At 62.0% G+C, this 26,496-nt stretch carries 22 protein-coding genes, 1 pseudogene and 1 riboswitch; of the genes and pseudogenes, 9 read left to right on the top strand and 14 right to left on the bottom strand.

Features of this window, described 5'->3' with window-relative positions:
- Window positions 1-81 precede the first annotated feature (81 nt).
- Window positions 82-1,158, top strand: coding sequence for an NAD(P)-dependent alcohol dehydrogenase (locus tag ALTERO38_RS01535; RefSeq protein ID WP_178114617.1), 1,077 nt, complete (start codon window positions 82-84; stop codon window positions 1,156-1,158).
- A gap of 51 nt (window positions 1,159-1,209) precedes the next feature.
- Here ALTERO38_RS01535 and serB read toward each other — a convergent pair whose 3' ends face one another.
- Window positions 1,210-2,424 carry a phosphoserine phosphatase SerB gene (serB, locus tag ALTERO38_RS01530; RefSeq protein ID WP_159967025.1) on the bottom strand — a complete coding sequence of 405 codons (1,215 nt, stop codon included), beginning with the start codon at window positions 2,422-2,424 and terminating at the stop codon, window positions 1,210-1,212.
- Window positions 2,425-2,622: 198 nt separating this feature from the next.
- Between serB and ALTERO38_RS01525 the strand changes: the two genes are divergently transcribed.
- Entirely contained in the window at window positions 2,623-4,170 is a 1,548-nt protein-coding gene (locus tag ALTERO38_RS01525) for an AhpA/YtjB family protein (RefSeq protein ID WP_159967024.1), read from the top strand.
- Between the two features lie 252 nt (window positions 4,171-4,422).
- Here the strand turns inward: ALTERO38_RS01525 and ALTERO38_RS01520 are convergent, their stop codons facing one another.
- The 9 genes from ALTERO38_RS01520 to ALTERO38_RS01480 all read right to left on the bottom strand — a co-directional run bounded on the left by ALTERO38_RS01520 (window position 4,423) and on the right by ALTERO38_RS01480 (window position 13,771).
- Window positions 4,423-5,118: a membrane integrity-associated transporter subunit PqiC gene (locus ALTERO38_RS01520; RefSeq protein ID WP_159967023.1), complete on the bottom strand. Its 696-nt coding sequence runs from the start codon at window positions 5,116-5,118 to the stop codon at window positions 4,423-4,425.
- 219 nt (window positions 5,119-5,337) lie between these two features.
- On the bottom strand, window positions 5,338-7,587 hold the full coding sequence (parC, locus tag ALTERO38_RS01515) for a DNA topoisomerase IV subunit A (protein WP_159967022.1): 2,250 nt from the start codon (window positions 7,585-7,587) through the stop codon (window positions 5,338-5,340).
- Window positions 7,584-8,111, bottom strand: a complete 528-nt coding sequence (locus ALTERO38_RS01510) for a TIGR02281 family clan AA aspartic protease (protein WP_159967021.1) — start codon at window positions 8,109-8,111, stop codon at window positions 7,584-7,586. Before ALTERO38_RS01510 ends, parC begins: the two co-directional genes overlap by 4 nt.
- Window positions 8,108-9,088 carry an esterase-like activity of phytase family protein gene (locus ALTERO38_RS01505; protein WP_159967020.1) on the bottom strand — a complete coding sequence of 327 codons (981 nt, stop codon included), beginning with the start codon at window positions 9,086-9,088 and terminating at the stop codon, window positions 8,108-8,110. The genes ALTERO38_RS01510 and ALTERO38_RS01505 overlap by 4 nt, the downstream gene beginning before the upstream one ends.
- A complete protein-coding gene (gene parE, locus ALTERO38_RS01500; protein ID WP_159967019.1) occupies window positions 9,085-10,971 on the bottom strand; it encodes a DNA topoisomerase IV subunit B in 1,887 nt (628 codons plus the stop codon). The genes ALTERO38_RS01505 and parE overlap by 4 nt, the downstream gene beginning before the upstream one ends.
- Before the next feature lie 18 nt (window positions 10,972-10,989).
- Window positions 10,990-11,607 carry a YqiA/YcfP family alpha/beta fold hydrolase gene (locus ALTERO38_RS01495; protein WP_159967018.1) on the bottom strand — a complete coding sequence of 206 codons (618 nt, stop codon included), beginning with the start codon at window positions 11,605-11,607 and terminating at the stop codon, window positions 10,990-10,992.
- 132 nt (window positions 11,608-11,739) lie between these two features.
- Window positions 11,740-12,555, bottom strand: a complete 816-nt coding sequence (gene cpdA, locus ALTERO38_RS01490; RefSeq protein ID WP_159967017.1) for a 3',5'-cyclic-AMP phosphodiesterase — start codon at window positions 12,553-12,555, stop codon at window positions 11,740-11,742.
- A 155-nt stretch (window positions 12,556-12,710) separates the two neighbouring features.
- A complete protein-coding gene (locus ALTERO38_RS01485) occupies window positions 12,711-13,157 on the bottom strand; it encodes a DUF1249 domain-containing protein (protein ID WP_102837506.1) in 447 nt (148 codons plus the stop codon).
- Window positions 13,154-13,771, bottom strand: a complete 618-nt coding sequence (locus tag ALTERO38_RS01480; RefSeq protein ID WP_102837507.1) for an NUDIX domain-containing protein — start codon at window positions 13,769-13,771, stop codon at window positions 13,154-13,156. Before ALTERO38_RS01480 ends, ALTERO38_RS01485 begins: the two co-directional genes overlap by 4 nt.
- Between ALTERO38_RS01480 and ALTERO38_RS01475 the strand changes: the two genes are divergently transcribed.
- Window positions 13,770-14,000 carry a hypothetical protein gene (locus ALTERO38_RS01475; protein WP_159967016.1) on the top strand — a complete coding sequence of 77 codons (231 nt, stop codon included), beginning with the start codon at window positions 13,770-13,772 and terminating at the stop codon, window positions 13,998-14,000. The genes ALTERO38_RS01480 and ALTERO38_RS01475 overlap by 2 nt on opposite strands.
- Window positions 14,000-14,728: an RsiV family protein gene (locus tag ALTERO38_RS01470; RefSeq protein WP_159967015.1), complete on the top strand. Its 729-nt coding sequence runs from the start codon at window positions 14,000-14,002 to the stop codon at window positions 14,726-14,728. The genes ALTERO38_RS01475 and ALTERO38_RS01470 overlap by 1 nt, the downstream gene beginning before the upstream one ends.
- On the opposite strand, the gene cytX is transcribed toward ALTERO38_RS01470, so the two are convergent.
- The gene (cytX, locus tag ALTERO38_RS01465) at window positions 14,694-15,962 is read right to left on the bottom strand and encodes a putative hydroxymethylpyrimidine transporter CytX (protein ID WP_372239394.1); all 1,269 of its coding nucleotides are present in this window, start codon (window positions 15,960-15,962) and stop codon (window positions 14,694-14,696) included. The two genes, ALTERO38_RS01470 and cytX, sit on opposite strands and share 35 nt — an antisense overlap.
- Window positions 15,963-16,376: 414 nt before the next feature.
- Window positions 16,377-18,257 (bottom strand): phosphomethylpyrimidine synthase ThiC, encoded by a 1,881-nt coding sequence (gene thiC / locus ALTERO38_RS01460; protein ID WP_159967013.1) that lies wholly within the window; start codon window positions 18,255-18,257, stop codon window positions 16,377-16,379.
- Between the two features lie 103 nt (window positions 18,258-18,360).
- A riboswitch (TPP riboswitch) is annotated at window positions 18,361-18,467 on the bottom strand.
- Window positions 18,468-18,662: 195 nt separating this feature from the next.
- Between thiC and ALTERO38_RS01455 the strand changes: the two genes are divergently transcribed.
- A complete protein-coding gene (locus tag ALTERO38_RS01455; RefSeq protein ID WP_159967012.1) occupies window positions 18,663-20,114 on the top strand; it encodes a TolC family outer membrane protein in 1,452 nt (483 codons plus the stop codon).
- 150 nt (window positions 20,115-20,264) lie between these two features.
- Here the strand turns inward: ALTERO38_RS01455 and waaA are convergent, their stop codons facing one another.
- On the bottom strand, window positions 20,265-21,533 hold the full coding sequence (gene waaA / locus ALTERO38_RS01450) for a lipid IV(A) 3-deoxy-D-manno-octulosonic acid transferase (RefSeq protein WP_159967011.1): 1,269 nt from the start codon (window positions 21,531-21,533) through the stop codon (window positions 20,265-20,267).
- Between the two features lie 144 nt (window positions 21,534-21,677).
- On the opposite strand from waaA, the pseudogene ALTERO38_RS01445 reads away from it, so the two are divergent.
- The 4 genes and pseudogenes from ALTERO38_RS01445 to ALTERO38_RS01430 all read left to right on the top strand — a co-directional run bounded on the left by ALTERO38_RS01445 (window position 21,678) and on the right by ALTERO38_RS01430 (window position 24,974).
- Window positions 21,678-21,997 (top strand): annotated as a pseudogene (locus ALTERO38_RS01445) (multidrug efflux SMR transporter).
- 68 nt (window positions 21,998-22,065) lie between these two features.
- Window positions 22,066-23,238 (top strand): FAD-binding oxidoreductase, encoded by a 1,173-nt coding sequence (locus tag ALTERO38_RS01440; protein ID WP_159967010.1) that lies wholly within the window; start codon window positions 22,066-22,068, stop codon window positions 23,236-23,238.
- Entirely contained in the window at window positions 23,235-24,050 is an 816-nt protein-coding gene (locus ALTERO38_RS01435) for an aldo/keto reductase (RefSeq protein WP_178114615.1), read from the top strand. Before ALTERO38_RS01440 ends, ALTERO38_RS01435 begins: the two co-directional genes overlap by 4 nt.
- Before the next feature lie 36 nt (window positions 24,051-24,086).
- Window positions 24,087-24,974 carry a metal ABC transporter ATPase gene (locus ALTERO38_RS01430; RefSeq protein ID WP_159967008.1) on the top strand — a complete coding sequence of 296 codons (888 nt, stop codon included), beginning with the start codon at window positions 24,087-24,089 and terminating at the stop codon, window positions 24,972-24,974.
- A gap of 49 nt (window positions 24,975-25,023) precedes the next feature.
- Here the strand turns inward: ALTERO38_RS01430 and hldE are convergent, their stop codons facing one another.
- Window positions 25,024-26,445, bottom strand: a complete 1,422-nt coding sequence (gene hldE / locus ALTERO38_RS01425; RefSeq protein WP_159967007.1) for a bifunctional D-glycero-beta-D-manno-heptose-7-phosphate kinase/D-glycero-beta-D-manno-heptose 1-phosphate adenylyltransferase HldE — start codon at window positions 26,443-26,445, stop codon at window positions 25,024-25,026.
- Window positions 26,446-26,496: the final 51 nt, after the last annotated feature.

Genomic DNA, 26,496 nt, shown 5'->3' with positions numbered 1-26,496 from the left:
CGATCCCGCAGTAATTGACCTCTGTCAGGCCCCATTGCCAGGGTTGGACTAGAGTGTTCTGACCCAGCCTGCGAGGAAAACATCATGACCATGATGAGAGCCGCCGCGTTCGTCGAACCCGGTCGAATCGAGCTTGTTGACAAACCCATCCCTGACGTCGGACCCAACGAAGCCCTGGTCCGCATCACCACCACGACCATCTGCGGCACCGATGTACACATTCTCAAGGGTGAGTACCCCGTCGCCGCCGGCCTGACCATTGGTCACGAACCCGTGGGGATAATCGAGAAGCTCGGCAGCAATGTTCAAGGCTACCAGGAGGGTCAGCGCGTCATCGCCGGCGCGATCTGCCCTAACTTCTCTTCCTATGCCAGCCAGGACGGTCTTTCCTCTCAGGACGGCGGCTGCGCCTGCCACGGCTACAAGCCGATGGGCGGCTGGCGGTTCGGTAACACCATCGACGGCACCCAGGCCGAGTACGTACTGGTCCCGGACGCTCAGGGCAACCTGGCGCCGGTCCCAGACGGCCTCACCGACGAACAGGTGCTGATGTGTCCCGACATCATGTCTACCGGATTCGCTGGCGCCGAAGCAGCCAAGATCAAGATCGGCGACATAGTGGCCATCTTTGCTCAGGGCCCGATCGGACTCTGCGCGACCGCTGGGGCACGCCTGCGGGGTGCCGGGATGATCATCGTTGTCGACGGTGTCGATGCACGCCTGGACATTGCGCGACAGATGGGCGCTGACGTGACATTGAATTTCAAGCAAACGGATGTAGTCGAGGAAATCCTCCGGCTCACCGGTGGCCGCGGCGTCGACGCCTCCATCGAAGCACTTGGCCAACAGTCGACGTTCGAAAGCGCCTTGCGCGTGCTCAAGCCTGGCGGCACGCTTTCTAGCCTGGGCGTGTATTCAGCCGACCTCACCATTCCGCTTGGCGCCTTCCATGCCGGGCTCGGCGACCACAAGATCGTGACCTCGCTGTGCCCGGGAGGAAAGGAGCGGATGCGACGGTTGCTGAACGTGGTGGCCTCAGGGCGCGTAGACCTCGCCCCTTTGGTGACCCATCATTACGCCCTCGACGACATCACCAACGCCTATGAGCTCTTCGCCAATCAGCGCGACGGGGTGCTCAAGGTGGCGATAAAGCCATAAGGCAAGCCTTAGCTGGAAGCTGAAGCCTTAACCGCTTAGCTTCCAGTTCACCTATTCCGTTCCTTCACGATCGCGGAAGCCAAGCAGGTAAAGAATCCCGTCCAAACCCAATGTCGAGATAGCTTGCTTGGCCGACTGTTTGACCAGAGGCTTGGCTCGGAAGGCGACACCCAACCCCGCCAACCCAAGCATCGGCAAATCATTGGCACCGTCGCCAACGGCAATGGTCTGCTCCAGCCTCAGGCCCTCCCGCTCGGCCAGCTCGCGAAGCAGATCCGCCTTGCGCTGTGCGTCGACAATAGGCTCCTGCGCTACACCGGTGAGCTTGCCATCGACTATCTCCAACTCGTTGGCATAGACGTAGTCGATACCCAGTCTGGCTTGCAGCTGTTTGGCAAAATAAGTGAAGCCCCCCGACAGGATGGCGGTCTTGTAGCCGAGGCGCTTCAGCTCGGCAAAAAGCAGTTCGGCGCCTTCGGTGAGCCTGAGCCGGGCACCCACTTCCGCCAGCGCGCGCTCCTCAAGGCCTTCCAGCAATGCCAGACGCTCCCGGAAGCTCGCGCGAAAGTCCAACTCGCCGCGCATGGCGCGTTCGGTGATTTCCGAAACCTGGTCACCAACGCCGGCCACCTTGGCCAACTCGTCAATGACTTCCGCCTCGATCAGTGTCGAGTCCATGTCGAACACCGCCAGCCGGCGATTGCGACGGAAAACCGAGTCGCGCTGAAAAGCGATATCGACGTTGAGCTCCTGCGCCACACTGAGAAACTCGGCGCGCAACGCCGCAGTATCGGCAGGCTCGCCGCGAACAGAAAACTCGATGCAACCCTTGCCCAGCTCTTCCGGCATGTCCAGCGGCTGGCGACCGGAAAGCCGGTCGATGTGATCGATGTTCAGGCCATACTTGGCGGTGATCGAACTGACGCGCTGCAACTGCTCGGCGGTCACCTTGCGGGTCAACAGGGTGACGATGTGCCGGGCCTTGCCCTGCCCGGCCACCCACTGCTGGTAGTCTGCCTCCGCAACGGGCGTGAAGCGCACCTGCTGATCATGTTTGTATCCCATGAACAGCACGTCCTTGAGGACAGAAGAGGCACGCTCGGTATCGGGTATTTCCACCAGAATGCCAAACGACAGGGTGTCGTGGATCACGGCCTGACCGATATCCAAGATATTCACACCACCTTGAGCGAGTACGCCGGTGATTGCCGCGGTCAGCCCGGGGCGGTCTTCCCCAGTGATGTTAATCAGGACGATTTCGCGCAAGGCGCAGCTCCTATGCAAAGAAGACCGGCATTCTATAACAGCAGGACTGCGCTAACGCTTCAGCACACCACCAGTTTTCAACATGCATCTGCACTCTGCCGGGTCTGCAATTCGTCTGCTTTGACCGAGTGACCTTTAGCCCCCACAGCGCTTTCCGTATACTGCGCGCCACTTTCCTCAAGAGTAGAGCCGCGCTCTGTGAACCGGCCCGCATCCGTCAAGCCCGACAATTTCTTCCTGCTGATCTATCGCGCATTGCGCCAGCGTCGTGTTCCGCTGGTTCTGCGGGTAGCCAGCCACACGCTACTGCTGGTCGCGCTGGCCTTGATCATCTACGCCTGGGTCATGGGCATGCAATTCAAGCATGCGATGGAGCAGCAGGCCGATGCCCTGGGGCAAAGCCTGATCACCCAGACGGCCGCCTCGGCGACGGATCTGCTGGTGGCCAACGACATCCTTAGCCTCAATGTGCTGCTGAGCAATCTGGTGAAGAACCCGCTGGTGGCGCATGCGGCGATCTACAGTGTGGACAACCGCGTGCTGGCCGAGTCGGGCGCCCGCCCGCAGCGAAGTCTGTTGGGCGACGAGGAAGGCCTCTACTCCACCCCCATCAGTTTCCAGGAGGTGATCGCCGGGCACTTGCGCATCAGCCTCGACATGCAGCAGTTCCAGCAACCCATGACCATCAGCCTGCAAAGCATGGGGTTGCTCAGCCTCATCCTGCTGGCGCTGACGCTTACGCTAAGCATGCGCCTGGGCCGGCAGCTCTCGCTTCCCCTGATGCAGTTGCGCCTGTGGTTGCGCGACCCCGATGACCCGGCGCCGGGCGCAGGTCGGCAAGATGAGATTGGTGAACTTGCGCGGCAGCTGCAGGCACGGCTGGTGCCCGAGAAGCCGGAGCCAGAGATCGAGCTGGACGACAGCATGGAGGATCTCTATTCGGCGCATTTCGAGGTGCCAGTCGCAGTTCCGGTCAACGACTACGAGCGTTCTGACACGGATCTTCGGAGCCATCTCGACGATGTGGCTGAAAGCCTCCCGACGGAAGATCAGGCTACGGACGACTCATTCGACGACGATTTCGATGACGACCCGCCCTTCGATGAGCCCAAGTCGCAGCCAGCGCCCTCCCCGGCAGTGGTCACCCCCGCAGCGCCAGCCACGACTGGCAAAAGCGGTGTGCTGGCGATTCAGCTCGGCGCCCAGGAACAACTGCGCCGCCTACCCCGCGCACGGCTGACTGAGCTGCTGCAGCGCTACAGCGACTGCCTGCAACAGGCCTCGACGCTGTATCAGGCCGAGCTGCATACGCTCAACGACGGCAGCAGCCTGATGCTCTTCCACAGCCAGGACGACGAGCAGAACTACCTGACCCATGCGCTCTGCTGTGGCGAGCTGATGCGCGCGCTGGGTCACGCCCTGCAGATCGAGGTCGCCGATAGCGGCATCACGCTGCAACTGCAGCTGGGGCTCACTCAAGGCGAAGGGCTTTATGACCTGAGCCAGGGTGATCTGCTGCTCAGCGAGCCGGCACAGGCCGCGCTGGCCATGTCGCAGCACAGCCGTAACCTGCTGCTGGTCGAACGCGGAATTGGCGAAGACAACCTGATTCGCCAGCGTGCTCGCATCCGCCCCATTGCAAGCCCGGAGGGCGCCTGCTGCGTCGAACGGCTGCTCGAACCCTACCCCTCGCTACTGGAGCGCCAGCTCGCGCGCATGCACGAGCTGCGCAACCGCATCAGCTGACGCCAGCACTCGGCCGAAACATGAGAGTCGGCCATCGTGGCCGTGGCGTCAGTCGGAAAGGTTGAAAATCCGCAGAGCGCAATCAGCGCGCCCGCATCGCTGCGGAGCGATTGTCGGATAGCTACTACAAGAGGCTGGCGCCAGCTACGCCAGCGAAACTGTCCACGGCGTAGTGGGTACGATCCACCTACCGGGGATTGCCCGAACTGAGCGCAACGGTGCGTATCGACGCTTTGGGCAAGGGTCACCTGCTCAGAAGCGAAACACTTCCAGGTCTGTCCTGATGGGCTCCACCGCTGGGATTGCTGGAGCAGCCTCTGGCTTGTTCGGTGCTTTGCTGACGCTGTGTTTGGTCCGCGCCTTGGCCACCATCACTGGCTCCACCGCACTCGCCATCATCTCGCCAAGCCGCTGCAGGAGCAGGCTTTGCGCGCGCACCTGATCGGTCGCGCTGCCTTGATGCTGCTCCTGCAACCGAACCAGACGACTGCTTTGGCGCTTGCCCTGCCCGTCCAGCACGCGCCATTGAGCTTCCAGCACAGCAGGATGCTGAGGACCGGAATCCAGGCGGGTAATCTCAAGCTCAATCTGAACCTCAGGGCTGAAGCCCTTACTGCCGGGACTCAGCTCCAGGCTCTGAGTCTTCAGGCGTGAGGCCAACTGGCGCAACAGCAACTGACTGATGTCGCCCTGCAGGCTGCCTGCCCAGCGCGCCCGCTGGCCGTCAGCGGCGAGGCTGCCATCCGGCAGCCGCTGCAGCAAGGCGTCGTGCTGCAGATAGTCTGCCAACCTCACCGGCCCCAAGAGAACCGCTGCGCCATCCGCCGCTTGCGCCGGCAATTCCACAGCGCCGTTGTCGAGTCGATACATCGGCACGGGTTGGGTGACACACCCGGCCAGACTGGCACAGGCAAGTAGCAATACAGTTGTGAAGCGTTGCACGTTCATCTCTACCTTTGCACCGGGCTTGGGCGACGTCGCAAGGCGGCTATCTGTCGGCGCCGCCGCCATCCTTTACCGTCAGCCACCGCGCTGATTGTCTTTTTGGCCCGCGACGCAGCCGGCAATTGCAGCCACCGCATCGCTAATCGGCTAAATCGGAAGGCGGCTATCTTCCGCGAAACGCCCATCAGAAGCCAGCCTTCAGGGCCTCTTCGACCCGGTAACTTATTCGACCAACAGCGCATCCACGCGCTGGAAGCCGCGCGGCAGCTTGTTGCCCCGCCGCCCGCGCTCGCCCTTGTAATGTTCCAGATCCTCGCTCTTCAGCGACAAGGTACGCTTGCCGGCCTGCAAGACCAGCGTTGAGCCTTCCGGCAGCACGGCGAGATCCGTCAGATACTCTTCACGACTGGCGACCCGATCCCCCGGAATGCCGATGATCTTGTTGCCTTTGCCCTTGCCCAGCTGCGGTAGATCGCGCACCGGGAATACCAGCAGACGCCCCTCGGTCGTAACGGCCGCCAACCAGTCCTGATCACGGCTTTTCAGCGGCCGAGGCGCGACAACTCGCGCACCCGCCGGCAACGACAGCAAAGCCTTACCGGCCTTGTTCTTGGCCTGCAGATCCTCGCCTTTAACCACAAAGCCATAACCGGCATCCGAAGCAATTACATACAGCGACTCGTCTTCAGGCAGCAAGACGCACTCGAAACCGGCGCCAGGAGGTGGTGTCAGACGGCCTGTGAGTGGCTCGCCCTGGCCACGCGCCGAGGGCAGCGAGTGGGCCGCCAGCGAATAGCTGCGCCCGGTCGAATCGATAAACACGGCGTATTGATTGGAGCGACCTGCAGCGGCCGCCCTGAAGCCGTCGCCGGCCTTGTAGGACAGCCCGGTGGCATCGATGTCATGGCCCTTGGCGCAGCGCGCCCAGCCCTTCTCGGAAATCACCACGGTGACCGGCTCGGAAGGCAGTAGCTCGTTTTCCGATAGCGCGCGGGCTTCGGCGCGCGCAACGATTGGCGAACGGCGGTCGTCGCCGTAGGTCCCGGCGTCAGCGATCAGCTCCTTGCGTACCAGCTTCTTCAGCTTGGCCTCGCTGCCGAGCAATGCCAACAGCTTTTCGCGCTCTTTGGCCAGCTCGTCCTGCTCGCCGCGGATCTTCATTTCCTCCAGCCGCGCCAACTGGCGCAAGCGGGTGTCGAGGATGTAATCGGCCTGAAGCTCGGACAGCTCGAAGCGCGCCATCAACACAGGCTTGGGCTGATCCTCGGTACGGATGATATGGATCACCTCGTCGAGGTTGAGAAAGGCGACCAGCAAGCCTTCCAACAGGTGCAGGCGTCGCTCGACCTTGTCCAGACGGAACTGCAGGCGCCGCCGGACGGTGCCGATGCGGTAAGTCAGCCACTCGCTGAGCAGCACCTGGAGGTTCTTCACCTGCGGTCGACCATCAAGGCCGATAACGTTGGTGTTGACCCGGTAACTCGACTCCAGCTCGGTCGTGGCGAACAGGTGCTGCATCAGCTCGTCGGCGTCTACCCGGTTGGATCGTGGAATGATGACGATCCGGCACGGGTTCTCGTGATCCGATTCGTCACGAAGATCAGCGACCATCGGCAGCTTCTTCGCCTGCATCTGCGCCGCGATCTGCTCCAGCACCTTGGAGCCGGAGACCTGATGCGGCAGCGAGGTGACCACGATATCGCCGTCCTCGACGCGATACACCGCGCGCATACGCACCGAGCCTCGGCCGGTTTCGTAAATCTTCAGCAGATCAGCGCGTGGTGTGACGATTTCCGCCTCGGTCGGGTAGTCCGGGCCCTGCACATGCTCACAGAGCTGTTCGACGGTGGTTTTCGGGTCGTCTAGCAAACGCACGCACGCGGCGGCCACTTCGCGCAGGTTGTGCGGCGGCACGTCGGTCGCCATGCCGACCGCGATCCCCGTAGTGCCATTGAGCAGCAGGTTGGGCAGGCGCGCGGGCAGGGTCGCGGGCTCGTTGAGGGTGCCGTCGAAATTGGGCACCCACTCCACGGTCCCCTGCCCCAGCTCGGTGAGCAAGACCTCGGAGTAGCGCGACAGCCGCGCCTCGGTGTAACGCATGGCCGCGAAGGATTTTGGATCGTCCGGCGCGCCCCAGTTACCTTGACCGTCGACCAGCGTATAGCGGTAGCTGAACGGCTGAGCCATCAGCACCATGGCTTCATAACAGGCCGAATCACCGTGGGGATGAAACTTGCCGAGCACGTCGCCCACCGTTCGCGCCGACTTCTTGTGCTTCGAATCAGCGTTCAGTCCCAGTTCGCTCATCGCATAGATGATGCGCCGCTGCACGGGCTTGAGCCCATCGCCGATATGCGGCAGTGCGCGATCCATGATCACGTACATCGAATAATTCAGGTAGGCCTGCTCGGTGAAGTCGGCAAGGGAGCGACGCTCCACGCCGTCCAGGCTCAGGTCGATAGTTTCGCTCATGGTCGATCCGTGGCGTGTTGGCGCAGCACCAGAGTGCCGGCGCGCTGGGTGAATTCGAGTTGTTTCAGGGCGCTCATACCAAGCAGGATCTGCTCACCACCAAAGCCTGGCGCCACGATGGCACGTACGTCGTGCAGCAGAATGTCGCCAAGGGCGAGACTGTCCAGTACGGTCCGGTAACCGGTGGTCTGCCCGTTGGCGGTGTGCAGCATCACCGGAGCGCCGCGGGACAGGCCAAGGCGATCACCCAGCTTGGCGGGAATTGCGACATCTGTAGCGCCGGTGTCCAGCAGAAAGGTCACTGTCTCGCCATTGATTTGGCCATCGGCCACGAAATGCCCCTGGGGGTTGCTGTCCAGGTGCACCTCTATCTGCTCGCCCTGGATGACCGACACCGGTTCGCGATTGGGGTTGAAGCGGCTCTGTTCCCAGTCCGAAAAGAACCGCGTGGCCAGCAGCAACCCGGCCCCCCAGGCCAGGACCAGCATGATGCGCCCGGCGCGACGCCCGGCAGGCTGACTCACTGCTTGGCACCCCAACCGCCCTTGGGCGCAGCAAAGCGCCAGACGACAGGACGCTTCTCGCCGTCGGCACGCGTAAGCTCATTGTTGTCGAGCCCGATCCAGGCGCCTTCCGCGTCGACCCAGAGGGCTTCGGCATTGCCGAAAGGCGTGTCGTAACGGCGCGACTCAGCCATTGCCGTGTCCGCATAGGACCAGCATGCCTCACGGTGCCCATTCTCCACGTTCCGCCGACAGACCCGGTGAGTCACCGGTTCGAGCGTAAACAGTTTTCCGTTATGGAAGGTGAGCCCTGAAAAGCGCCGCGGCTGGGTGTCGTCGCCCATCTCGGGGGGCGTTGAATCGCGCCCGCCGCCTACCAGCAATACACAGCCGCCAGTACAGCGCCAGCTGTTCTGTGTTCGGTGGGTCACCATCAGACCTCGGCGACTGTGCTCTGCGGCCAGCCACAGACGATCGGCGCCCGGATCGACCGCTACGCCTTCGAACATGGCGTTGAACTTGAGCAGCATCCCGCTAGCCCGTGCCTGACGCACCACCGCACCCGGCAAATTGAGCCACTCTGCAGTGCCCGCTGGACTCACTCGCAGCACAGCGGCATGCGCTTCGCTGACCAGATAACGATTGCCCAGGCTGTCGCAGCTCAGGCCTTCGAAATCCATTTCACCACCACGCAGCATGCCGGTGAACGCAGAGCGCATACGCACGCCCCAAGACAATCCGGTACTTGGTACCGGCGGCAACTCGAAGCGCTCGACCTCCGCCTGCCAGACGGTATCGCTGCCATCAAGGCGGTACAGGACATTGTCCTCTCGGTCCGATACTGCCCAGAGTGCATCACCGCACCAGGCCAGCCCGGACAGATTGCCCGCGGCGATCCCCTCGACGGGATGCTCGCTGAGCATGGTCAGTTCAGGCGCGGCCGTTGCCGAGAACGGCACCGCCAGCGCGCACAGCAGCGCCGCCCAACGAAGGCTCAAAGCAGCACCTCCGCGAGGTTGCCCTTGGATTCCAGCCAGCTCTTGCGATCGCCGGCGCGCTTCTTGGCCAACAGCATGTCCATGATTTCACGCGTGCCGTCGAAGTCATCCAGGGTCAATTGCACGAGTCGGCGTGTATTCGGGTCCATGGTGGTTTCGCGCAGCTGGGGTGGGTTCATTTCGCCCAAACCCTTGAAGCGCGTGACCTGCGGCTTGCCACGACGTTTCTCCGCCAGCAGGCGATCGAGGATGCCGTCACGCTCGGCTTCGTCGAGTGCATAAAAGATGTCCTTGCCCAGGTCGATGCGGTACAGCGGCGGCATGGCCACATAGACATGACCAGCATCCACCAGCGGGCGGAAGTGACGAACGAACAGCGCGCAGAGCAGGGTTGCGATGTGCAGGCCATCCGAGTCAGCGTCAGCGAGAATGCAAATCTTGCCGTAGCGCAACTGGGAAATGTCCGCCGCGCCGGGATCGACGCCGATGGCCACGGCGATATCGTGCACCTCCTGGCTGGCCAGCACCTCGCCACCGTCGACTTCCCAGGTATTCAGGATCTTGCCGCGTAACGGCATGATTGCCTGAAATTCCTTGTCGCGCGCCTGCTTGGCGGAACCGCCTGCGGAATCACCCTCGACCAGAAACAACTCGGAGCGCGCCGGATCCTGCCCCGCGCAGTCGGCCAGCTTGCCGGGCAGCGCCGGCCCCTGGGTGACGCGCTTGCGTTCGACCTTCTTGCTCGCTTTGAGCCGGCGCCCGGCGTTGCTTATGGCCAGTTCGGCGAGCTGCAAGCCCAGCTCAGGGTGGGCATTCAGCCACAGGCTGAAGGCATCCTTGACCACCCCGGAGACGAACGCGGCCGACTCCCGCGAAGACAGACGCTCCTTGGTCTGACCGGAGAACTGCGGCTCCTGCATCTTTGTCGAGAGCACGAATGCGATCCGCTCCCAGACGTCTTCCGGCGCAAGCTTGACGCCACGTGGCAGAAGATTGCGGAACTCACAGAATTCCCGCATGGCATCCAGCAACCCCTGACGCAGGCCGTTGACGTGGGTGCCGCCCTGCGCAGTGGGGATCAGGTTGACATAGCTTTCCTGAACACTGTCCCCGCCCTCCGGTAGCCACAAAAGGGCCCAGTCAACCGCCTCCTTGCTGCCGGCCAAGCTGCCGCAGAAGGGCTCGTCGGGTAGCCGAGCAAACTCGCTGACAGCGTCGACCAGATATGAGCGCAGACCGTCCTCGTAATGCCACTCGGTCTTCTCCCCGGTGTTCTTGTCCTCGAAGCTGACATTCAGTCCCGGACAAAGCACGGCTTTGGCCTTGAGCACATGCTTGAGTCGACTGATCGAGAATTTCGGGCTATCGAAGTACTTCGGATCGGCCCAAAAGTGAACGCTGGTGCCGGTATTGCGCTTGCCAACCGTTCCGATGATGTCCAGCTCGCTGGCTTTGAAACCGTCGACGAATGCCATGCGGTATTCGTTGCTCTCACGCTTGACCGTCACTTCCACTCGGGTCGACAACGCGTTGACTACGGAAATGCCAACCCCGTGAAGACCACCGGAAAACTGGTAGTTCTTGTTCGAGAACTTGCCGCCGGCGTGCAGCTTGGTGAGGATCAGCTCGACGCCCGATACCCCCTCCTCCGGGTGGATGTCCACCGGCATGCCGCGACCATCGTCGATCACCTGAAGGGAATTATCCTGATGCAAGATGACCTGGACCGAGCTGGCGTGCCCCGCCAACGCTTCGTCGACACTGTTGTCGATGACTTCCTGGGCGAGGTGGTTGGGCCGCGAGGTGTCGGTGTACATGCCTGGTCGCTTGCGCACCGGATCCAGGCCGGAGAGGACTTCAATGGCTTCGGCGGTATAAGACATGTGCGTCTCGTGATGTCCTTATAAATCGGAAAAATCGACGTCTGCAAACAGGGCCGGATCGAAGCCGGCAAACGCCAGCAAGGCAGGAAGCCGCTCGGCAAACCCCTGGAAACCATGATCGCCACCGGCCTGGATGCGCACCGCACAGCCCCTGTAGTAATCAGCCGCATGGCGGTAATCCAGCGTTTCGTCACCTGTCTGCAACCAGACCTGGTAGCGCTCGGCATCTTGCGGCGATGGCACCTCCAGCTCGGCTAGTGCGGTGACATGGTCTTCGGTCAGATCCCAAACCTCGCCGCTGTAGAGGTTGGTCTGGGGCCCGAGATAACCATCGAAACGGCAATGAGGCGTAACGGCCGGATTGATCAGCAGGGCCTTGAGCCCGTGTCGTTCGGCGAGATGCGTTGCATAGTATCCGCCGAGGGAGCTGCCGACCAGCAGCGGCCGCCCCAGCTCTGCAATCGCCGTCTCAAGCTGCGCAATGGCCTGTCGTGGATGATGATGCAACGCCGGCACCTGCAGCGAGTCAGTTCGGTCCAGCCGACCCAGCGCTGCTGTCAGCTGGCTGGCCTTATGCGACAACGGTGAGCTGTTGAGGCCATGCATATAGAGAATGGTGGGCTGTTCGCGAGGCATGCTGATTCGCTGGACTGACAAAGGATGGGAAGGCTACAAGGCGAGGCGCGCACGCTGCAAGCCGCCAGGGAAGCCCGAGGCCAATCAGTGCGGGACTGCGTCAGCGCCAACACCTTCACAGACCTGCGACGATCAATACCCTTTGACGCAGTAATCGACTACGAAGTCGATGCCAACCACTCGCGAAATACCGGTATCGAGCGAGCCGTCAGCGTACAGACGCAACCAGCGGTAGCCGGGCGCAAGCGTATCGACTTGAAAGTCTTCGCTGCCGGGCGCGAACTGCACACCGGTAGAGGGAGTGGCTAGCAGGCGAACACCACGACGTTCGCTATCGAACGCCTGATGGATGTGCCCCCAGAGCAGCGCTTTGACGCAGCTGAAACGGTCAAGCACTTCGAACAGCGCCTCACGGTTGTGCAGTCCGATACTGTCCATCCAGCGGCTGCCAATCGAGACCGGGTGATGGTGCAGGCAGACCAGATGAGGCCGGTCCGACGCCTGCTGCAGGGTTCGCTCCAGCAAGGCCAATTGCTCTTCACGCAGCATGCCGAAGACCGCGCCTGGCACCAGCGTATCGAGCATGACGACCCGCCACGCACCGATATCAAGCACGGGCGCCATCATGTCGCTGCCACGGGTCGCCTCTTGCATCGGGGCCAACTCGTCATGGTTGCCTGGACACCAGCGAACCGGCGCGTCGATACGCTCGGACAACTGGCGAAACCGCTTATAGGAGGCAAGGGAGCCGTCCTGCGAAAGGTCGCCGGTCGCCAACATCAGGTCGATACGCGGCTGCTCATCGAGAACCAGATCGACGACGCGCTGCAAACTCTCAGCCGTATCCATCCCCAATAGCTTGCCGCCTGCTTCCGCGAACAGGTGGCTATCGGTCAGTTGTACGAGCAATACCGAGTCGTTTTCAACAGTGAGCGGCGCAGCAGCCAAGACCCGTCTCCTTTGGCGAAATCGCAGAAGAATTATGGTGGCTGGGAGTTGCAGGGGTAAACCGCGCGATGCGGGCATGCATCACAGAACCGCTTGGGAGCATCACAGAATCAATAGCACAACGCCATCACCACTTCAGACGCGCGCTGTTCCGCTTAAAGCACAGACTCCAGCTCGTGACCGCAGGCCAGGCAGTGACCGAGCCACTCCCCGAGGAACAGGTTGAGCTGATTTTTTTCATCGGGCTGATGCATTTGCGCGTTGGGATAGCTATAGATGCCGCGGAAACGCCGGGCGTTCTCGGCGCCAATCACTTCAGCCATACGCGCATCATGGTAGACACGCACGTCCATCTGCGGCACTGGCAACCAGGGCAGACAGTCCTGCTGACTGATCTGAACGGTGGTGGTGTAGGGGCAGCTCTCGGTGACAGTCAGCACCAGCACGCCGAGCAGTCGGTCCCCTTGGCTCATGGCGATCCGGCGCGTGTCCGGGCGGTTGCGCATCTCCGGAAGCAAACGCATCAGACGCAGATAATTTGCCTCGCAGGCCGCCTGAAGTTCCAGCAGGTCGACGCGGTATCGCTCGCGGGTTCGCCTCATATCCATGCCTCCCTGATCTCGCTGCGGTTCAACGCCAGCCACTGCAGCGCGATGATCGTCGCCGCGTTATCGATCCGGCCGTCGCGCAGCGCCTCCAATGCTTCATCAAGAGACCACACCGCTGCACGGATGTCTTCACCCTCCTCTTCCAGCCCGAACACGCCGCCGGCGCCAACACTGCTGCAGCGACCGACGTAGAGATGTATGCGCTCGGTGCTGCCTCCTGGCGAAGGATAGTAAACAGACACCGGCCAGAGCTCGCCGAGCTCCAGGCCTGCCTCTTCCACCGACTCCCTGCGCGCCACCTCTTCAGGCTGCTCGTCCTTGTCGATCAGGCCGGCCACCGTTTCCACCAACCACGGGTTGTCGCCATGCGCCATGGCGCCGACACGAAACTGCTCGATCAATACGACCTCGTCGCGCTGAGGATCATAAGGAAGCACGCAGACGGCATCGTGCCGAACAAACAGCTCGCGCTCGATCTCGGCGCCCATGCCCCCTCGGAACAGACGATGGCGAAGGCGGAAGCGGTCAAGGTTGTAAAAGCCACTGAAGCAGCGCTCGCGGCTGATGATCTCGACATCGTCGGCGCCTGCTTTGAAAATATCGTTCATGCACTACTCACATATCGGGTTGTTCCAGCACCTGCCGGCGCCGGAAAAAGGCTGCAACCGTCACAGCGTGAGCGGTCTCTCTGCTGCCATCCTAGCGCGCCGCTTGCTCAGGCGCAGCCCCTTGCAGACCGCTCGCATGAAGGAAGATGCCCAGCTGGCTATTCTCGAACTTCGCTCCGCCCACGCACTCGAACCCGCACTGAAGCCGCCGCAGGAGCCAGTCCATTGATGCCACTTCGCAATGCCATCGTCTTAACAGCTTTCAGCCTGCTCATCGGCGGCTGCCAACACTTCGGTGGCGAGCCGCCCGTAGACGTTCGTCAGATCCTCAGCGAGCAACGTCCGACCAGCTGCCCTGAGCAAGACGATAGCTGCCCCTTGGTGAACATAGATACTCAGCTGTTTGAAAACGAGCCGGCACTGAACGCGCTGATCGACCAGCGGTTGCGCGAGATGACGGTAGTCAGCCTGGATGCTCAGGTCCCGGCGTCACTCGAGGGCTATCAACAGACCTTCCTGCAAGACGCGGAACCCGGCTGGAGCAGCTACCTTCAAGCCAAGTTGCGTGAGCAGCATGGGCCGCTGCTGGTGGTGGAGCTTTCGAGCTATATACACACCGGCGGCGCTCACGGAATGCCCGGGCGCGGCTTCATCAATTACGACCGAGAGCAGGACCGTGAGCTGAAGCTTGCCGATGTTGTACTGCCCGGAAAGGAAGGCGCTTTCTGGCGTGTCGCAGCGAAGGCGCACCAGCAATGGCTGCAAGTCAACGAGCACGACGCCGCTTTCAGCCGCCAATGGCCCTTCCAGCGGACCGCCAACATTGCGCTGCTACGAGACAAGGTGCTGCTCAAATATGACGTCTACAGCATCGCGCCGTATTCGAGCGGCCACCCTGAACTGGAGATTGCGTACCGCGAGCTCAGCGGGATACTGAAACCGGCCTACCTGCCGTAGCCCCGCCAAAGCGACTCAAAACCAGCAGCAACCCGCCGGAGAGGAACAGTGCCGGCAGGCTGGCACCAATTTCCGGCCAGGCGTTTGCCAGCAAATGGTAGACGGCCGCGCCGCAGCCCCACGCCAGGAGCGTCTCCCAGCGCAACATCGTACTGGCTACCTGCAGCCGGCCCCGCCTTCTGAGCAGGTAGTGATCCACCAGCACCACACCAAACAGCGGAGCGAACACCGAGCCGATCAGCAGCAGGAAGTTCTGGTACTCCGCCAACGGTGCAAACCAGGCGATCAAGGTACACAACGCACCGATGGCCAGCGCCAGCCGCTCAACCTTGAACGGCAGCAGCAGGCCAACCGAGACCGCAGCGGAATGGATGTCGGCAAAAGCATTCTCCGACTCGTCCAGCAGGATCAATAGCAGCGGGATCCCCAGGCCAGCACCGGCGAGCGCCAACAGCAGGGCGTTAACCTCACCGCTGTCAGCAAAGGCCAGGGTATAAGCAACACCAAGGCTCATCAGCCAGACGTTACCCACAAAAAAGCCCAGCACGGTGCCGCCGAAAACGCGCCGCGCCGCCTTACCGAAGCGCGAGTAGTCTGCGATCAGCGGAAGCCAGGACAGCGGCATAGCGATGGCAATGTCGAAGCCCAGCGCAAACGGCAGCGAGCCGTCACCCTGACGTACCCACAGCGCCTGGAGATCGGCCTTGTCGAACAGGTTCCAGGTCAGCCAGACGCAGGCGCCGAGCAGCAACCATATGCCCCATTTGCGCAGAATCTTACGGACGAAGGTCAACGGGCCGGTGATTGCCAGTAGCGTCGCCAGCGCACCGAAGAACAACGTCCAGAGTGCGGGGTTGACCCAACCGCTTTGCTCGCCAAACGCCCGCGCAGACAGCACGCTTGCCGCATCGCGCATGACAATGATCTCGAAGGCGCCCCAGCCGACCAGCTGAACCAGATTCAACAAGGCCGGGAGCACCGCGCCGCGGTCACCCAGTGTTCGCTTCAGATTGGCCATCGAGGACAATCCAGTGTCGCTGCCGATCACCGCAACCGCCCCGAGCAATATCACGCCGACAGCGGTTCCGCTGAGGATCGCCAGCAAGGCGCCGCTCATGCCCAGGCCCGGCGCCAGCAACGCGCCGAGTTGCAGCACCATCAGGCCGACGCCCAGCGAGAACCACAGGGAGAACAGATCACGCCCTCCGAATACACGGTGCTCAGCGGCGATCATCTGATGCGGGGAATAACGACCTGGAATGTTCACATTGTTATCTCAGAGAAACCGGTCGCCCGGCACAACCGTGAGCACGATGTTTCGCCTCACGAAAGGAATTTCAGCAGCGATCCAAAGAGCGGATGACGCCGAAGGCTTATCTGCTTCAAATAGAGAGGTACCAATTGGCCGCCGAATCATTTTCGGCAGGACCGGTTGGTCGATGGGTGTAAAAGGCTCCGCCGTTTTCCACCCTACAGTTGAGCCATGCAGCTGCGCCCGGCGTGACCGCGCCGCGATAAGCGGCTAGGCGCGGTCCTGCTGTGTCGCAGGGTGAATCACGCTTCATCGACCCACCAAGCCGCAGCACGGTGGATGCATCAGCGACATCCACCCTACGACACAGTCACCGGAGTGATAGCGACCCTGCCGCTACACCTGCTTGTAGATCACCGAGCCTTCGTCCTTGAAGCGCGAGGACTGCTCCTTGAAGCCGGCCTCGATCGCTTTTTGCTCATCGGTCAGCCCGTTCTGCGACGCGTATTCGCGCACTTCCTGGGTGATCTTCATCGAGCAGAACTTCGGCCCGCACATGGAGCAGAAATGCGCGACCTTGGCCGAATCCTTCGGCAGGGTCTCGTCATGGAAGGCGCGTGCGGTGTCTGGGTCGAGGCCGAGGTTGAACTGATCTTCCCAACGGAATTCGAAGCGCGCCTTGCTCAAGGCGTTGTCGCGGATCTGGGCACCCGGATGGCCTTTGGCGAGGTCAGCGGCGTGGGCGGCGATTTTGTAGGTGATGATGCCGGTCTTGACGTCATCCTTGTTCGGCAGCCCCAGGTGCTCTTTCGGCGTGACGTAGCAGAGCATGGCGCAACCGAACCAGCCGATCATGGCCGCACCGATACCGCTGGTGATGTGATCGTAGCCGGGCGCGATGTCGGTGGTCAGCGGGCCGAGGGTGTAGAACGGCGCCTCATCGCAGCATTCCAGCTGCTTGTCCATGTTCTCCTTGATCATCTGCATCGGCACGTGGCCGGGGCCTTCGATCATGCACTGCACGTCGTGCTTCCAGGCAATCTTGGTCAGCTCACCGAGGGTTTCAAGCTCACCGAACTGCGCGGCGTCGTTGGCATCGGCAATCGAGCCCGGACGCAGGCCGTCGCCCAGCGAGAAGCTGACGTCGTAGGCCTTCATGATTTCGCAGATTTCCTCGAAGTGGGTGTAGAGGAAATTCTCCTGGTGATGCGCCAGGCACCACTTGGCCATGATCGAGCCGCCGCGGCTGACGATGCCGGTCACGCGCTTGGCGGTCAGCGGGACGTAGCGCAACAGCACACCGGCATGGATGGTGAAGTAGTCAACGCCCTGCTCGGCCTGTTCAATCAGGGTGTCGCGGAACAGCTCCCAGGTCAGGTCCTCGGCCACGCCGTTGACCTTCTCCAGCGCCTGGTAGATCGGCACGGTACCGATCGGAACCGGCGAGTTGCGGATGATCCACTCGCGGGTTTCGTGGATGTGCTTGCCGGTCGACAGGTCCATCACCGTGTCCGAGCCCCAGCGGATGCCCCAGGTCAGCTTGGCGACTTCTTCTTCAATCGAGGAGCCCAGCGCCGAGTTGCCGATATTGCCGTTGATCTTCACCAGGAAGTTACGCCCGATGATCATCGGCTCCAGCTCGGTGTGGTTGATGTTGGCGGGGATGATCGCGCGGCCGCGGGCCACTTCGTCACGCACGAACTCGGCGGTGATCTCCTTCGGGATCGACGCCCCGAAACTCTGCCCGGCATGTTGCTCGGTGAGCAGGCCGGCGGCGCGCGCTTCCTGCAGCTTCATGTTTTCGCGGATGGCGATGTATTCCATCTCGGGCGTGATGATGCCCTGACGCGCGTAATGCATCTGGCTGACGTTCTTGCCCGGCTTGGCGCGGCGCGGATTGCGCACATGGGCGAAGCGCATCTTGGTCAGCTCGGCATCGGCCAGGCGCTGCTGGCCGAACTGCGAGGTCAGGCCGTCAAGCAGTTCGGTGTCGCCACGGTCATCGATCCAGGCCGAGCGCACGTCGGCCAAGCCTTTCCGCACATCGATGGTCACGCTCGGATCGGTGTAGGGACCGGAGGTGTCGTACACCAGCACCGGCGCGTTGATCTCACCGCCGAAATCCGTGGGTGTGACGTCGAGACTGATCTCGCGCATCGGCACGCGGATGTCGGGTCGCGAACCTTGCACATAGATTTTCCGCGAACGCGGAAAAGGCTGGATCGACCCCTGGTCGACCTGGGCTGATTCACTCAGGTTTTGTTGTTCTGCACGCATCAGGCTGGCTCCTCGAAAGTTGTCGGGGCGAACCTGAAAAACACGGCGGATAAAGGGCATCGGGCGCGCCGGAACTGGCGCCGAGAGAGCTTGCCGGAACGACTGGCGAGCACATCTTGTTCCCTACGCAGGCCTTAACCTGATCAGGTTCAACGGGATCCGGAACTTTCCGATCTCAGCCTTCGCTTCAAGGCACCCCGACAAGAACGGGGCCGAGTCTAATCAAGACTGACCGGGAATACCATGCCGATGGCAAGCGCCGCGACCGTCGGGTCACATCCCTCCCCGCCCACCCTGCTGCCTGATCGCCTCCAACAAGGTCCCGAACACCCTGCTCAAGCGCCTTGACCGCCCGCATGACCACGCATAGCCTTGCCCATCACTTCGCTTCAGGGAAAGACGCACATGCTGCGCAGACTCACGCTGGCACTCGCCGTGACCGCCGCCTCGTCCGGGCTGACCTGGGCCCAGACAGCGCCACCGCTTTCCGCTCGGACCGACCTGGTCAGCGTCTACCGACAGGCCGTTGAGAACAACGCCGACCTTGCGGCGGCTCGCGCGCAGCTCCAGGCGATCCAGGAAGTCGTGCCCCAGGCCCGTGCCGGTTTGCTACCGAACCTCAGCGGCGGCGCGGAGCTCAGCAATACGCGCACCGATGTCGATACATCCATGGGTTCGCGTTCGCTGTCACGCAGCGGCACCGTCTATCAGGCAACCCTCAGCCAGCCGATCTTTCGCCCTGAACGCTGGTTCCAGTTACAGGCGGCTGAAGCCATCAGCGAACAGGCCGCGCTGGAATATTCAATCGCCGAACAGGATCTGATTCGCCTGACCGCGCAAGCCTACTTTGCCGTATTGCGCGCCCAGGACAACCTGGCCGCGGCCAAGGCCGAAGAGTCAGCTTTTCAGCGCCAGCTCGACCAGGCCAATGAGCGTTTCGAAGTTGGCTTGTCCGACCGGACCGATGTTCTGGAAGCACAAGCAGGCTTCGATACCGCACGCGCCAACCGGCTGCTCACGCAACGGCAAGTGGACGATGCGTTCCAGGCCCTGTTTACCCTGACCAACCGCGAATACCTGGCTCTAGAAGGCATTGAGCACAGCTTGCCGGTGCTGCCGCCCATTCCTAACGACGCCAGCGCCTGGGTCAACACCGCCACGCAACAGAACCTCGATTTGCTGGCCAGCAATCAGGCCGTCAACGCGGCTGAGGAAACCCTACGCCAGCGCCGTTCGGGTCATGCACCAACACTCGACGCCGTGGCGCGTTACAGCAAGGGCGACAACGACAGCCTGGGGTTCACCAATACAGGTAGCGAAGCGGTGACCGGTATCCCTCGCTACACCGGTGATGTCGAGCAGCGCAGCATCGGGCTGCAGCTGAACATTCCACTTTATAGCGGCGGCCTGATCAGCTCTCGGCGCCGCGAAGCCTTCCATCAGCTAACCCAGACCGAGCAACAGCGCGAAAGCCTGCGTCGCCAGGTGGTCGAGACCACGCGCAACCTCTATCGCGCGGTGAATACCGATGTGGAGCAAGTGCAGGCGCGGCGGCAATCGATCGTTTCCAACCAGAGCGCGCTAGAAGCCACCGATATCGGCTATCAGGTCGGTACTCGCAATATTGTCGATGTGCTCGACACGCAACGCCGCCTGTTTGCTTCGGTGCGTGACTACAACAATGCCCGCTACGACTACATCATCGACAGCCTGCGCCTGAAACAGGCCGCCGGAACACTCAACCCTGGTGATCTGGAAGATCTGCAGCGGTATCTGAAAACCGACTACGACCCGGATACCGATTTCCTGCCGCCGGACCTGTCTGAGAATTTCGCCCGCCCGGTGCGCATCGATTAATCGTGGCGAGCCGACCCAATATTCTGAGGCGGATCGAGGCACGCCATGATCGGGGCCCAAAACGGGCCTGATCTACAACCGGTTCAGCGCGGGGTCTAGCGGACACTCGTGGCCGACAGGGCGGAAACGGCCGAACAGCCTGACGCCTCGCTACTTGAGCAAGGCACCCAACCCCTCCAGCAAACGCCCAAGCGCGCCCTGATTGTTCTTCAGAACCTTCAGGCCTGCGCTGCGTGCCTTTCCGACGCGCTCGGGATCGTTCCAGAACAGCTCTATCGCCGATGCCAGCTCAGGTGCATTGCTGACTTGAGCAAGTGCAGCTGCATCACGCAGTTGTGCGGCGATATCGAGGAAATTGAAAAGATGTGGCCCCGTCAGCACGGGCTTGCCCAACGCGGCTGGCTCCAGCAGGTTATGGCCACCCGTAGGCACCAGGCTGCCACCGACGAAAGCGACATCGGCCAAGGCGAACAGAAACAGCAACTCGCCCATGGTGTCGCCAAGCACCACTTGAGTCTCGGGCTTCGGCAGCTCAGCGAGGGACCGGCGAACCGTGCTGAAGCCCTGTTTGCCGCACAGCTCATACACCGAACGAAAGCGCTCAGGATGACGCGGCACCAGGATCAACAGCGCATCGGGCCTTTCAGCGAGGAGCAGTCGATGCGCTGCGAGCAAAATCTCGTCTTCACCCGAGTGGGTGCTGGCACCGATCCAGATCGGTCGCGACATGGCATCCCACTGCTGACGAAGTTGCGAAGCGCGCTCGGGCAGCGCCGGATCAATATTCAGGTCGAACTTGATCGAGCCGGTGACCTGCACGCTCTCCTTACGAGCACCTAGTTTTCGAAAGCGTGCGGCCTCGGCACTGGTCTGCACGGCGATCAGGCTCAGTTCGGCCAGCATCGGCGCGGTCAGTCGGGCGAAGCGTGCGTAGCCGCGCGCTGAACGCTCAGACAGGCGCGCGTTGGCCAGCGCTACAGGGATGCCCCGCTGCGCACATTGATGAATATGGTTAGGCCATAACTCGGTTTCCATCACCACCGCCAGCTTTGGCTGCAGGCGTTGCAGAAAGCGAGCCGCTGCCCACGGTAGGTCATAGGGCAGATAGCAGTGCTGCACCCTGTCGCCGAACAGCGCCTCGATGCGTTCGGAGCCCGTCGGGGTCATGCAGGTCACGGTGATCGGCAGCAATGGATAGCGCTCCATCAGCGCCCGAATCATCGGTGCCGCAGCAATGCTTTCGCCGACCGACACCGCATGCACCCAGATGCCACCCGGCTGGAACGCCGGAAGCCCTACAGCGAAGCGCTCGCCGATTCGCGCGCCATAAGCCGGCGCTCGACGAGCACGCCAGAACAGACGCGCAAACACCAGAGGCAAGGCGAGATGAAACAGCAAGGTATAGAGGGCACGATTCATGGGCGCGGAGCTTAGCAAAGCGTCGGACGCAACGGCCACAGCGAAGCGCAAAGCGAAATCCGCTACCGTTGCGCAGAACTTGCCCGTTCCGCGGGAGCCGAATGAACGCAGCGCAGACCGGCACTGCCCTCAACCGGAGACCGTATGACTGGCTATTTCTATCTCGCCATCGCTATCACCGCCGAGGTGATTGCCACCACCTCCATGAAGTCGCTGGCTGGCTTCAGTCGCCCGCTACCGCTGTTTCTGGTGATCGCGGGCTACAGCCTCTCATTCTGGTGGTCAGGACCATACCGGTGGGCATTGCCTACGCCATCTGGGCAGGCCTCGGCATCGTCTTGGTGAGCATCGCCGCAGCAGTAATCTATCAGCAGAAGCTCGATCTACCGGCGGTGCTAGGCATGGCGCTGATCGTCGCTGGCGTGGTGGTCATCCAGATGTTTTCCGGCAGTACCGGACACTGAGCCGGATCGGCTGATGTTCAGGGGTGAGCGGTTATACTGCGCGCCTGATTTCTCCAAGAGGTCCCTTCATGTCCGAGTCACTGAGCACCGATGTTCTGATCGTTGGCGGCGGAGTCGCCGGCCTGTGGCTGAACGCACGCCTACGCCGACTGGGCTATTCGACGCTGCTGGTGGACAAGGGTGTGCTCGGCGGCGGACAAAGCGTCAAGTCTCAGGGCATCATCCACGGCGGGACCAAGTACGCATTGAGCGGCGCGTTGACCGGCGCATCGGAAGCAATCGCCGACATGCCACGACGCTGGCGCGAGGCGCTTGCCGGTAGCGGCGAGCTGGACCTCTCAGGTGTACGCCTGCTATCGGACGCTCACTATTTATGGTCGCCAGGCACCCTGACGGGCAACCTCACCAGCTTCTTCGCCAGCAAGGCCGTCAGGTCGCGTGTCGGCCAGGTCAAGGGCGGTGAGCTGCCACAGGCGCTCCAGGACCCTCGCTTCAAAGGTAAGGTCTACCGCCTCAGCGAGCTGGTGCTGGACGTGCCCAGCCTGATCCAGCGACTCGCAGAGCTGTCGGGCCCAGGCCTGCTGAAGGCCGAGCGAATCGAGCCTCTACAGGAAAACGGCGAGCTGAGCGGGTTGATTGTCGACGGTCGCTCGTTCCGCGCTCAACGCATTGTCCTGACTGCCGGCGCGGGGAATGCCGAACTGCTGAATGCGCTGGGCCTCGCTCAGCCTGCGATGCAGAAGCGCCCGTTGCACATGGTCATCGTCAAGGCGCCGACATTGAAGCCACTCTATGCGCACTGCTTGGGCGGCGGTTCCAAACCCCGCATTACGGTAACCAGCCACCCCGCTGCCGACGGCGAATGGGTGTGGTACCTGGGCGGCGATCTGGCCGAGGCCGGCGGGGTTGCGCGCGATGAAGCGTCGCAGATTGCCGCCGCGAAGAAGGAGCTGGCCGAGCTGGTTCCCTGGATAGATCTGTCGGCAGCCAAATGGGCCACGCTGCGTATCGACCGGGCCGAGCCTGCGCAATCCGCACTGGCCAGACCGGATAACGCCTTCCTCGCCGAACAGGGGCGCCTGCTGGTGGGCTGGCCGACCAAACTGGCGCTGTCCCCAGACTTCGCCGATCGGGTCGAGGCCGCATTGATCCGCGACGGTATCCAGCCGCAACCCTTGACGCCACTGCCCGAATTGCCGCGCCCCGCGATCACTGGGCCATTCTGGGAAGGGTTGGTCTGATGGAAACCACCCTTCATGCCTTGCACCGCCGGCTGGGCAGCACCGGCTTGAATGTATCGCCATTGGGCTTGGGCACGGTCAAGCTGGGCCGTGATCAAGGCGTGAAGTACCCCAGCGGCTTTCGCATTCCCGACGATGCACAGGCGCGTCACTTGCTCGATTTGGCGCGCGATCTAGGCATCAACCTGATCGATACCGCCCCCGCCTACGGCGTCAGCGAACAGCGCCTGGGCCCGCTGTTGCTGGGCCAGCGCGATCATTGGGTGGTGGTCAGCAAGGTCGGCGAGGAGTTCGTCGACGGTCAATCGCAGTTCGATTTCTCGCCAGCCCATACCCGTTTTTCCGTGGAACGCAGCCTTCAGCGGCTAAAGACCGACCGTATCGAACTGGTGTTAGTGCATTCGGATGGGCGCGACCTGGACATTCTGCAGAACAGCGGCGTTTACGAAACGCTCGCCGAGCTCAAGCGCGAAGGTAAGATTCTTGGCTACGGCCTGTCCGGCAAAACCGTCGAAGGCGGCCTTTTTGCCCTTGAGCAGGGCGACTGTGCGATGGTGACCTACAACCTCAACGAGCAGGCCGAACGGCCAGTGCTCGACTACGCTCAGGCAAACGCCAAGGGCATCCTGGTCAAGAAGGCGCTCGCCAGCGGCCATGTTTGCCTGAAGCCAGACGAGAACCCCGTACGGCTCAGCTTCGAGCTGTTGTTCAGTCATCCTGGCGTCGGCGCGGCAATCATCGGCACCATCAACCCGCAACACTTGTCAGCTAACGTACGTACCGCCGCATCCGTTTTATCCCAACAACAATAAATGGCCAGACGGCCGCCGACTGCCAGGAGGAGCCGAATGCCGCGCGTACTGATCCGCAAGAATCCGACCGCCTTCAAGACCCTGCCGCTGCTCGTCGAAGCCAGCCCGGAAGGCTTGCGCTACCAGAGCCTTGGGCGTCCGCTGAACTTCAGCGAGATGCTCGAACGTCGCCGACCGGTAGCCGTGAACGATCCGAGCCGCTTCAATATCGAACTGGCTAACCTCGGCGTCTCGGTACGCCTGACGATCTGCTGGCAGGGCCAGGAGTACTGGGTACTGGTGCGCCAGCAACGCCAGGACCGAGGCGACGTGGTACTCAAGCTGATTTCCGGCTACGTACCGGCCCACGAACTCAGTCTGCCTCTGCTCACCGCGATTCAGGAAGTTGCAGAAGAATGTTTGCTGGAAACGCCTGAGGGCTGGCTCGCCGGGCGCTTCGGGGACACATGGCTACCGGCTCCCTATGAGGGCAGCCTGCGCTATCGGGAGGCTGTGCATTTCAACCTGGCCTCGCTTTCAGGCTCGGCGAGACCGGTGCAATGCGGCCAGATGACCTTGATGGAGCGCCCGCGAGCCTACGTTCATCTGCCGACCGCTTCCCTGCAGTTGGTGTACGACATGCGCCTCGATCTACCGAAGGAAACCCGAGAGCTCAGCCTGTTTCATGTCGATGAACGGCTGGAAGACGGCAAGCTCGTCGCAGAGCTGTCCCGCAGCAGACCCGATCTTTATCTGGTTCCGCTGCTGCAGGGCCGTCCGACCGCCGCGTTGTACACCTTGCGCAAAGGACAGCCCGTTCCGGCCAGTACGCGCGGGTTGTGGCTGTCGGAAAGCTTTGCAGGCCAAGACGATTTGGTCGTGCGCGAAGAGCGAATTAGCTGGCGCGACTGGATCAAGACCCTCGCCGTGGCGGCATCCGGTTGATTTGAACTGGAAAGGCTGCCCAGCCTGGTCGGCTGGGCAGCGGCCAGGCTTAGCGCTTGCGGATTTTTTCAACGATGGCCGTAGTAGAGCTGTTTTCGACCAACCCCAACACCTTGACCTCACCGCCATAGGCGGTGACCAGGTCCGCACCGACAACCTGATCGACACCGTAATCTCCGCCCTTGACCAGCACATCCGGCTTGACCTCGGCGAGCAGATTTTCAGGTGTGTCCTCCGCGAAACATACAACCCAATCGACCGCGCCGAGCCCAGCCAGCACCGCCATGCGCCGATCAACCGAGTTGATTGGCCGGCCCGGCCCCTTCAGACGACTCACCGACCCATCGTCATTCACTGCGACGATCAAGCGATCCCCTTGAGCGCGGGCTTGCTCCAGATAGGTCACATGCCCGGCGTGCAGGATGTCGAAACAGCCATTCGTAAACACGATCTTCTCGCCTTGGGCGCGCGCATCTTCTATCGCGGTGAGCAACTGCTCGAGCGTCATTACCCCACGCTCGGAACCTTCCTCGCGCTGCACTGCTCGGCGCAGTTCCGGCGCGCTAATGCAGGCGGTGCCCAGCTTGCCGACCACGATACCGGCGGCAAGATTGGCCAGTGCGACCGCTTGCGGCAGCTCCTCTCCAGCAGCAATGGCCGCCGCTAACGTCGAAATCACCGTATCGCCAGCGCCAGTGACATCGAATACTTCACGTGCGCGGGCAGGCAGGTGTAGCGGTGAATACTCCGGACGCAACAGCGTCATGCCGTGCTCGCCGCGGGTCACCAAGAGGGCACCAAGTTCCAGGTTGTGCATCAGTTCCGCGCCCTTTGCGACCAGTTCGGCCTCGTCTGCGCAGTGACCGACAATGGCCTCGAACTCACCGAGGTTCGGCGTAATAACCGAAGCGCCGCGATATATTTCGAAGTCCTTACCTTTAGGGTCAGCCAGCACCGGAATGCCACGCTTGCGCGCGGCCTGAATCAGCGACTGATGATTGCGCAGCGCACCTTTGCCGTAGTCGGAAAGAATCAGCACCTTCACACCCAGCAACAGCTGCTCGACGTCGCGCAGCAACGCGGCCGGATCGGTGTCGAACGGCTCTTCGAAGTCCATCCGCAACAGTTGCTGGTGCCGGCTCATCACCCGCAGCTTGATGATGGTCGGCTGATGCTCGATGGATTGAAAGTGTGCCTGCACACCAGCTGCAGCCAGGCTATCAATCAGGCTTTGGCGGGCTTCATCCACGCCCGTGACACCAACCAGCGCGGCCGGCGCACCTAATGCCGAGATGTTAAGAGCCACGTTGGCGGCGCCACCCGGCCGATCCTCTACCTGCTCGACCTTGACCACCGGCACCGGCGCCTCCGGCGAAATCCTCGACGTGCCGCCATGCCAGTAACGATCGAGCATGACGTCGCCAACCACCAGGACGGAGGCTTGGTCGAAACGGGGCATGGACAGTTTCATGAGGGCTCCGGGGCAAAAAAACACGCGATCATAACATGACGAACCGCCCAG

The organism is Pseudomonas sp. 9Ag (assembly GCF_902506445.1).
Taxonomy (GTDB): Bacteria; Pseudomonadota; Gammaproteobacteria; order Pseudomonadales; family Pseudomonadaceae; genus Stutzerimonas; species Stutzerimonas stutzeri_AB.
Note: the sequence above shows the minus strand (reverse complement) of the source record. Positions and strands in the feature narration are given on the sequence as shown.

Excerpts from the sequence above, each read along its gene's own strand:
- ALTERO38_RS01520 (WP_159967023.1), bottom strand. The coding sequence starts at position 5,118 with ATGAACGTGCAACGCTTCACAACTGTATTGCTACTTGCCTGTGCCAGT.
- parC (WP_159967022.1), bottom strand. The coding sequence starts at position 7,587 with ATGAGCGAAACTATCGACCTGAGCCTGGACGGCGTGGAGCGTCGCTCC.
- parE (WP_159967019.1), bottom strand. The coding sequence starts at position 10,971 with ATGTCTTATACCGCCGAAGCCATTGAAGTCCTCTCCGGCCTGGATCCG.
- ALTERO38_RS01495 (WP_159967018.1), bottom strand. The coding sequence starts at position 11,607 with ATGCCTCGCGAACAGCCCACCATTCTCTATATGCATGGCCTCAACAGC.
- ALTERO38_RS01485 (WP_102837506.1), bottom strand. The coding sequence starts at position 13,157 with ATGAGGCGAACCCGCGAGCGATACCGCGTCGACCTGCTGGAACTTCAG.
- ALTERO38_RS01475 (WP_159967016.1), top strand. The coding sequence starts at position 13,770 with ATGCACTACTCACATATCGGGTTGTTCCAGCACCTGCCGGCGCCGGAA.
- ALTERO38_RS01480 (WP_102837507.1), bottom strand. The coding sequence starts at position 13,771 with ATGAACGATATTTTCAAAGCAGGCGCCGACGATGTCGAGATCATCAGC.
- ALTERO38_RS01470 (WP_159967015.1), top strand. The coding sequence starts at position 14,000 with ATGCCACTTCGCAATGCCATCGTCTTAACAGCTTTCAGCCTGCTCATC.
- cytX (WP_372239394.1), bottom strand. The coding sequence starts at position 15,962 with ATGATCGCCGCTGAGCACCGTGTATTCGGAGGGCGTGATCTGTTCTCC.
- thiC (WP_159967013.1), bottom strand. The coding sequence starts at position 18,257 with ATGCGTGCAGAACAACAAAACCTGAGTGAATCAGCCCAGGTCGACCAG.
- ALTERO38_RS01455 (WP_159967012.1), top strand. The coding sequence starts at position 18,663 with ATGCTGCGCAGACTCACGCTGGCACTCGCCGTGACCGCCGCCTCGTCC.
- waaA (WP_159967011.1), bottom strand. The coding sequence starts at position 21,533 with ATGAATCGTGCCCTCTATACCTTGCTGTTTCATCTCGCCTTGCCTCTG.
- ALTERO38_RS01440 (WP_159967010.1), top strand. The coding sequence starts at position 22,066 with ATGTCCGAGTCACTGAGCACCGATGTTCTGATCGTTGGCGGCGGAGTC.
- ALTERO38_RS01430 (WP_159967008.1), top strand. The coding sequence starts at position 24,087 with ATGCCGCGCGTACTGATCCGCAAGAATCCGACCGCCTTCAAGACCCTG.
- hldE (WP_159967007.1), bottom strand. The coding sequence starts at position 26,445 with ATGAAACTGTCCATGCCCCGTTTCGACCAAGCCTCCGTCCTGGTGGTT.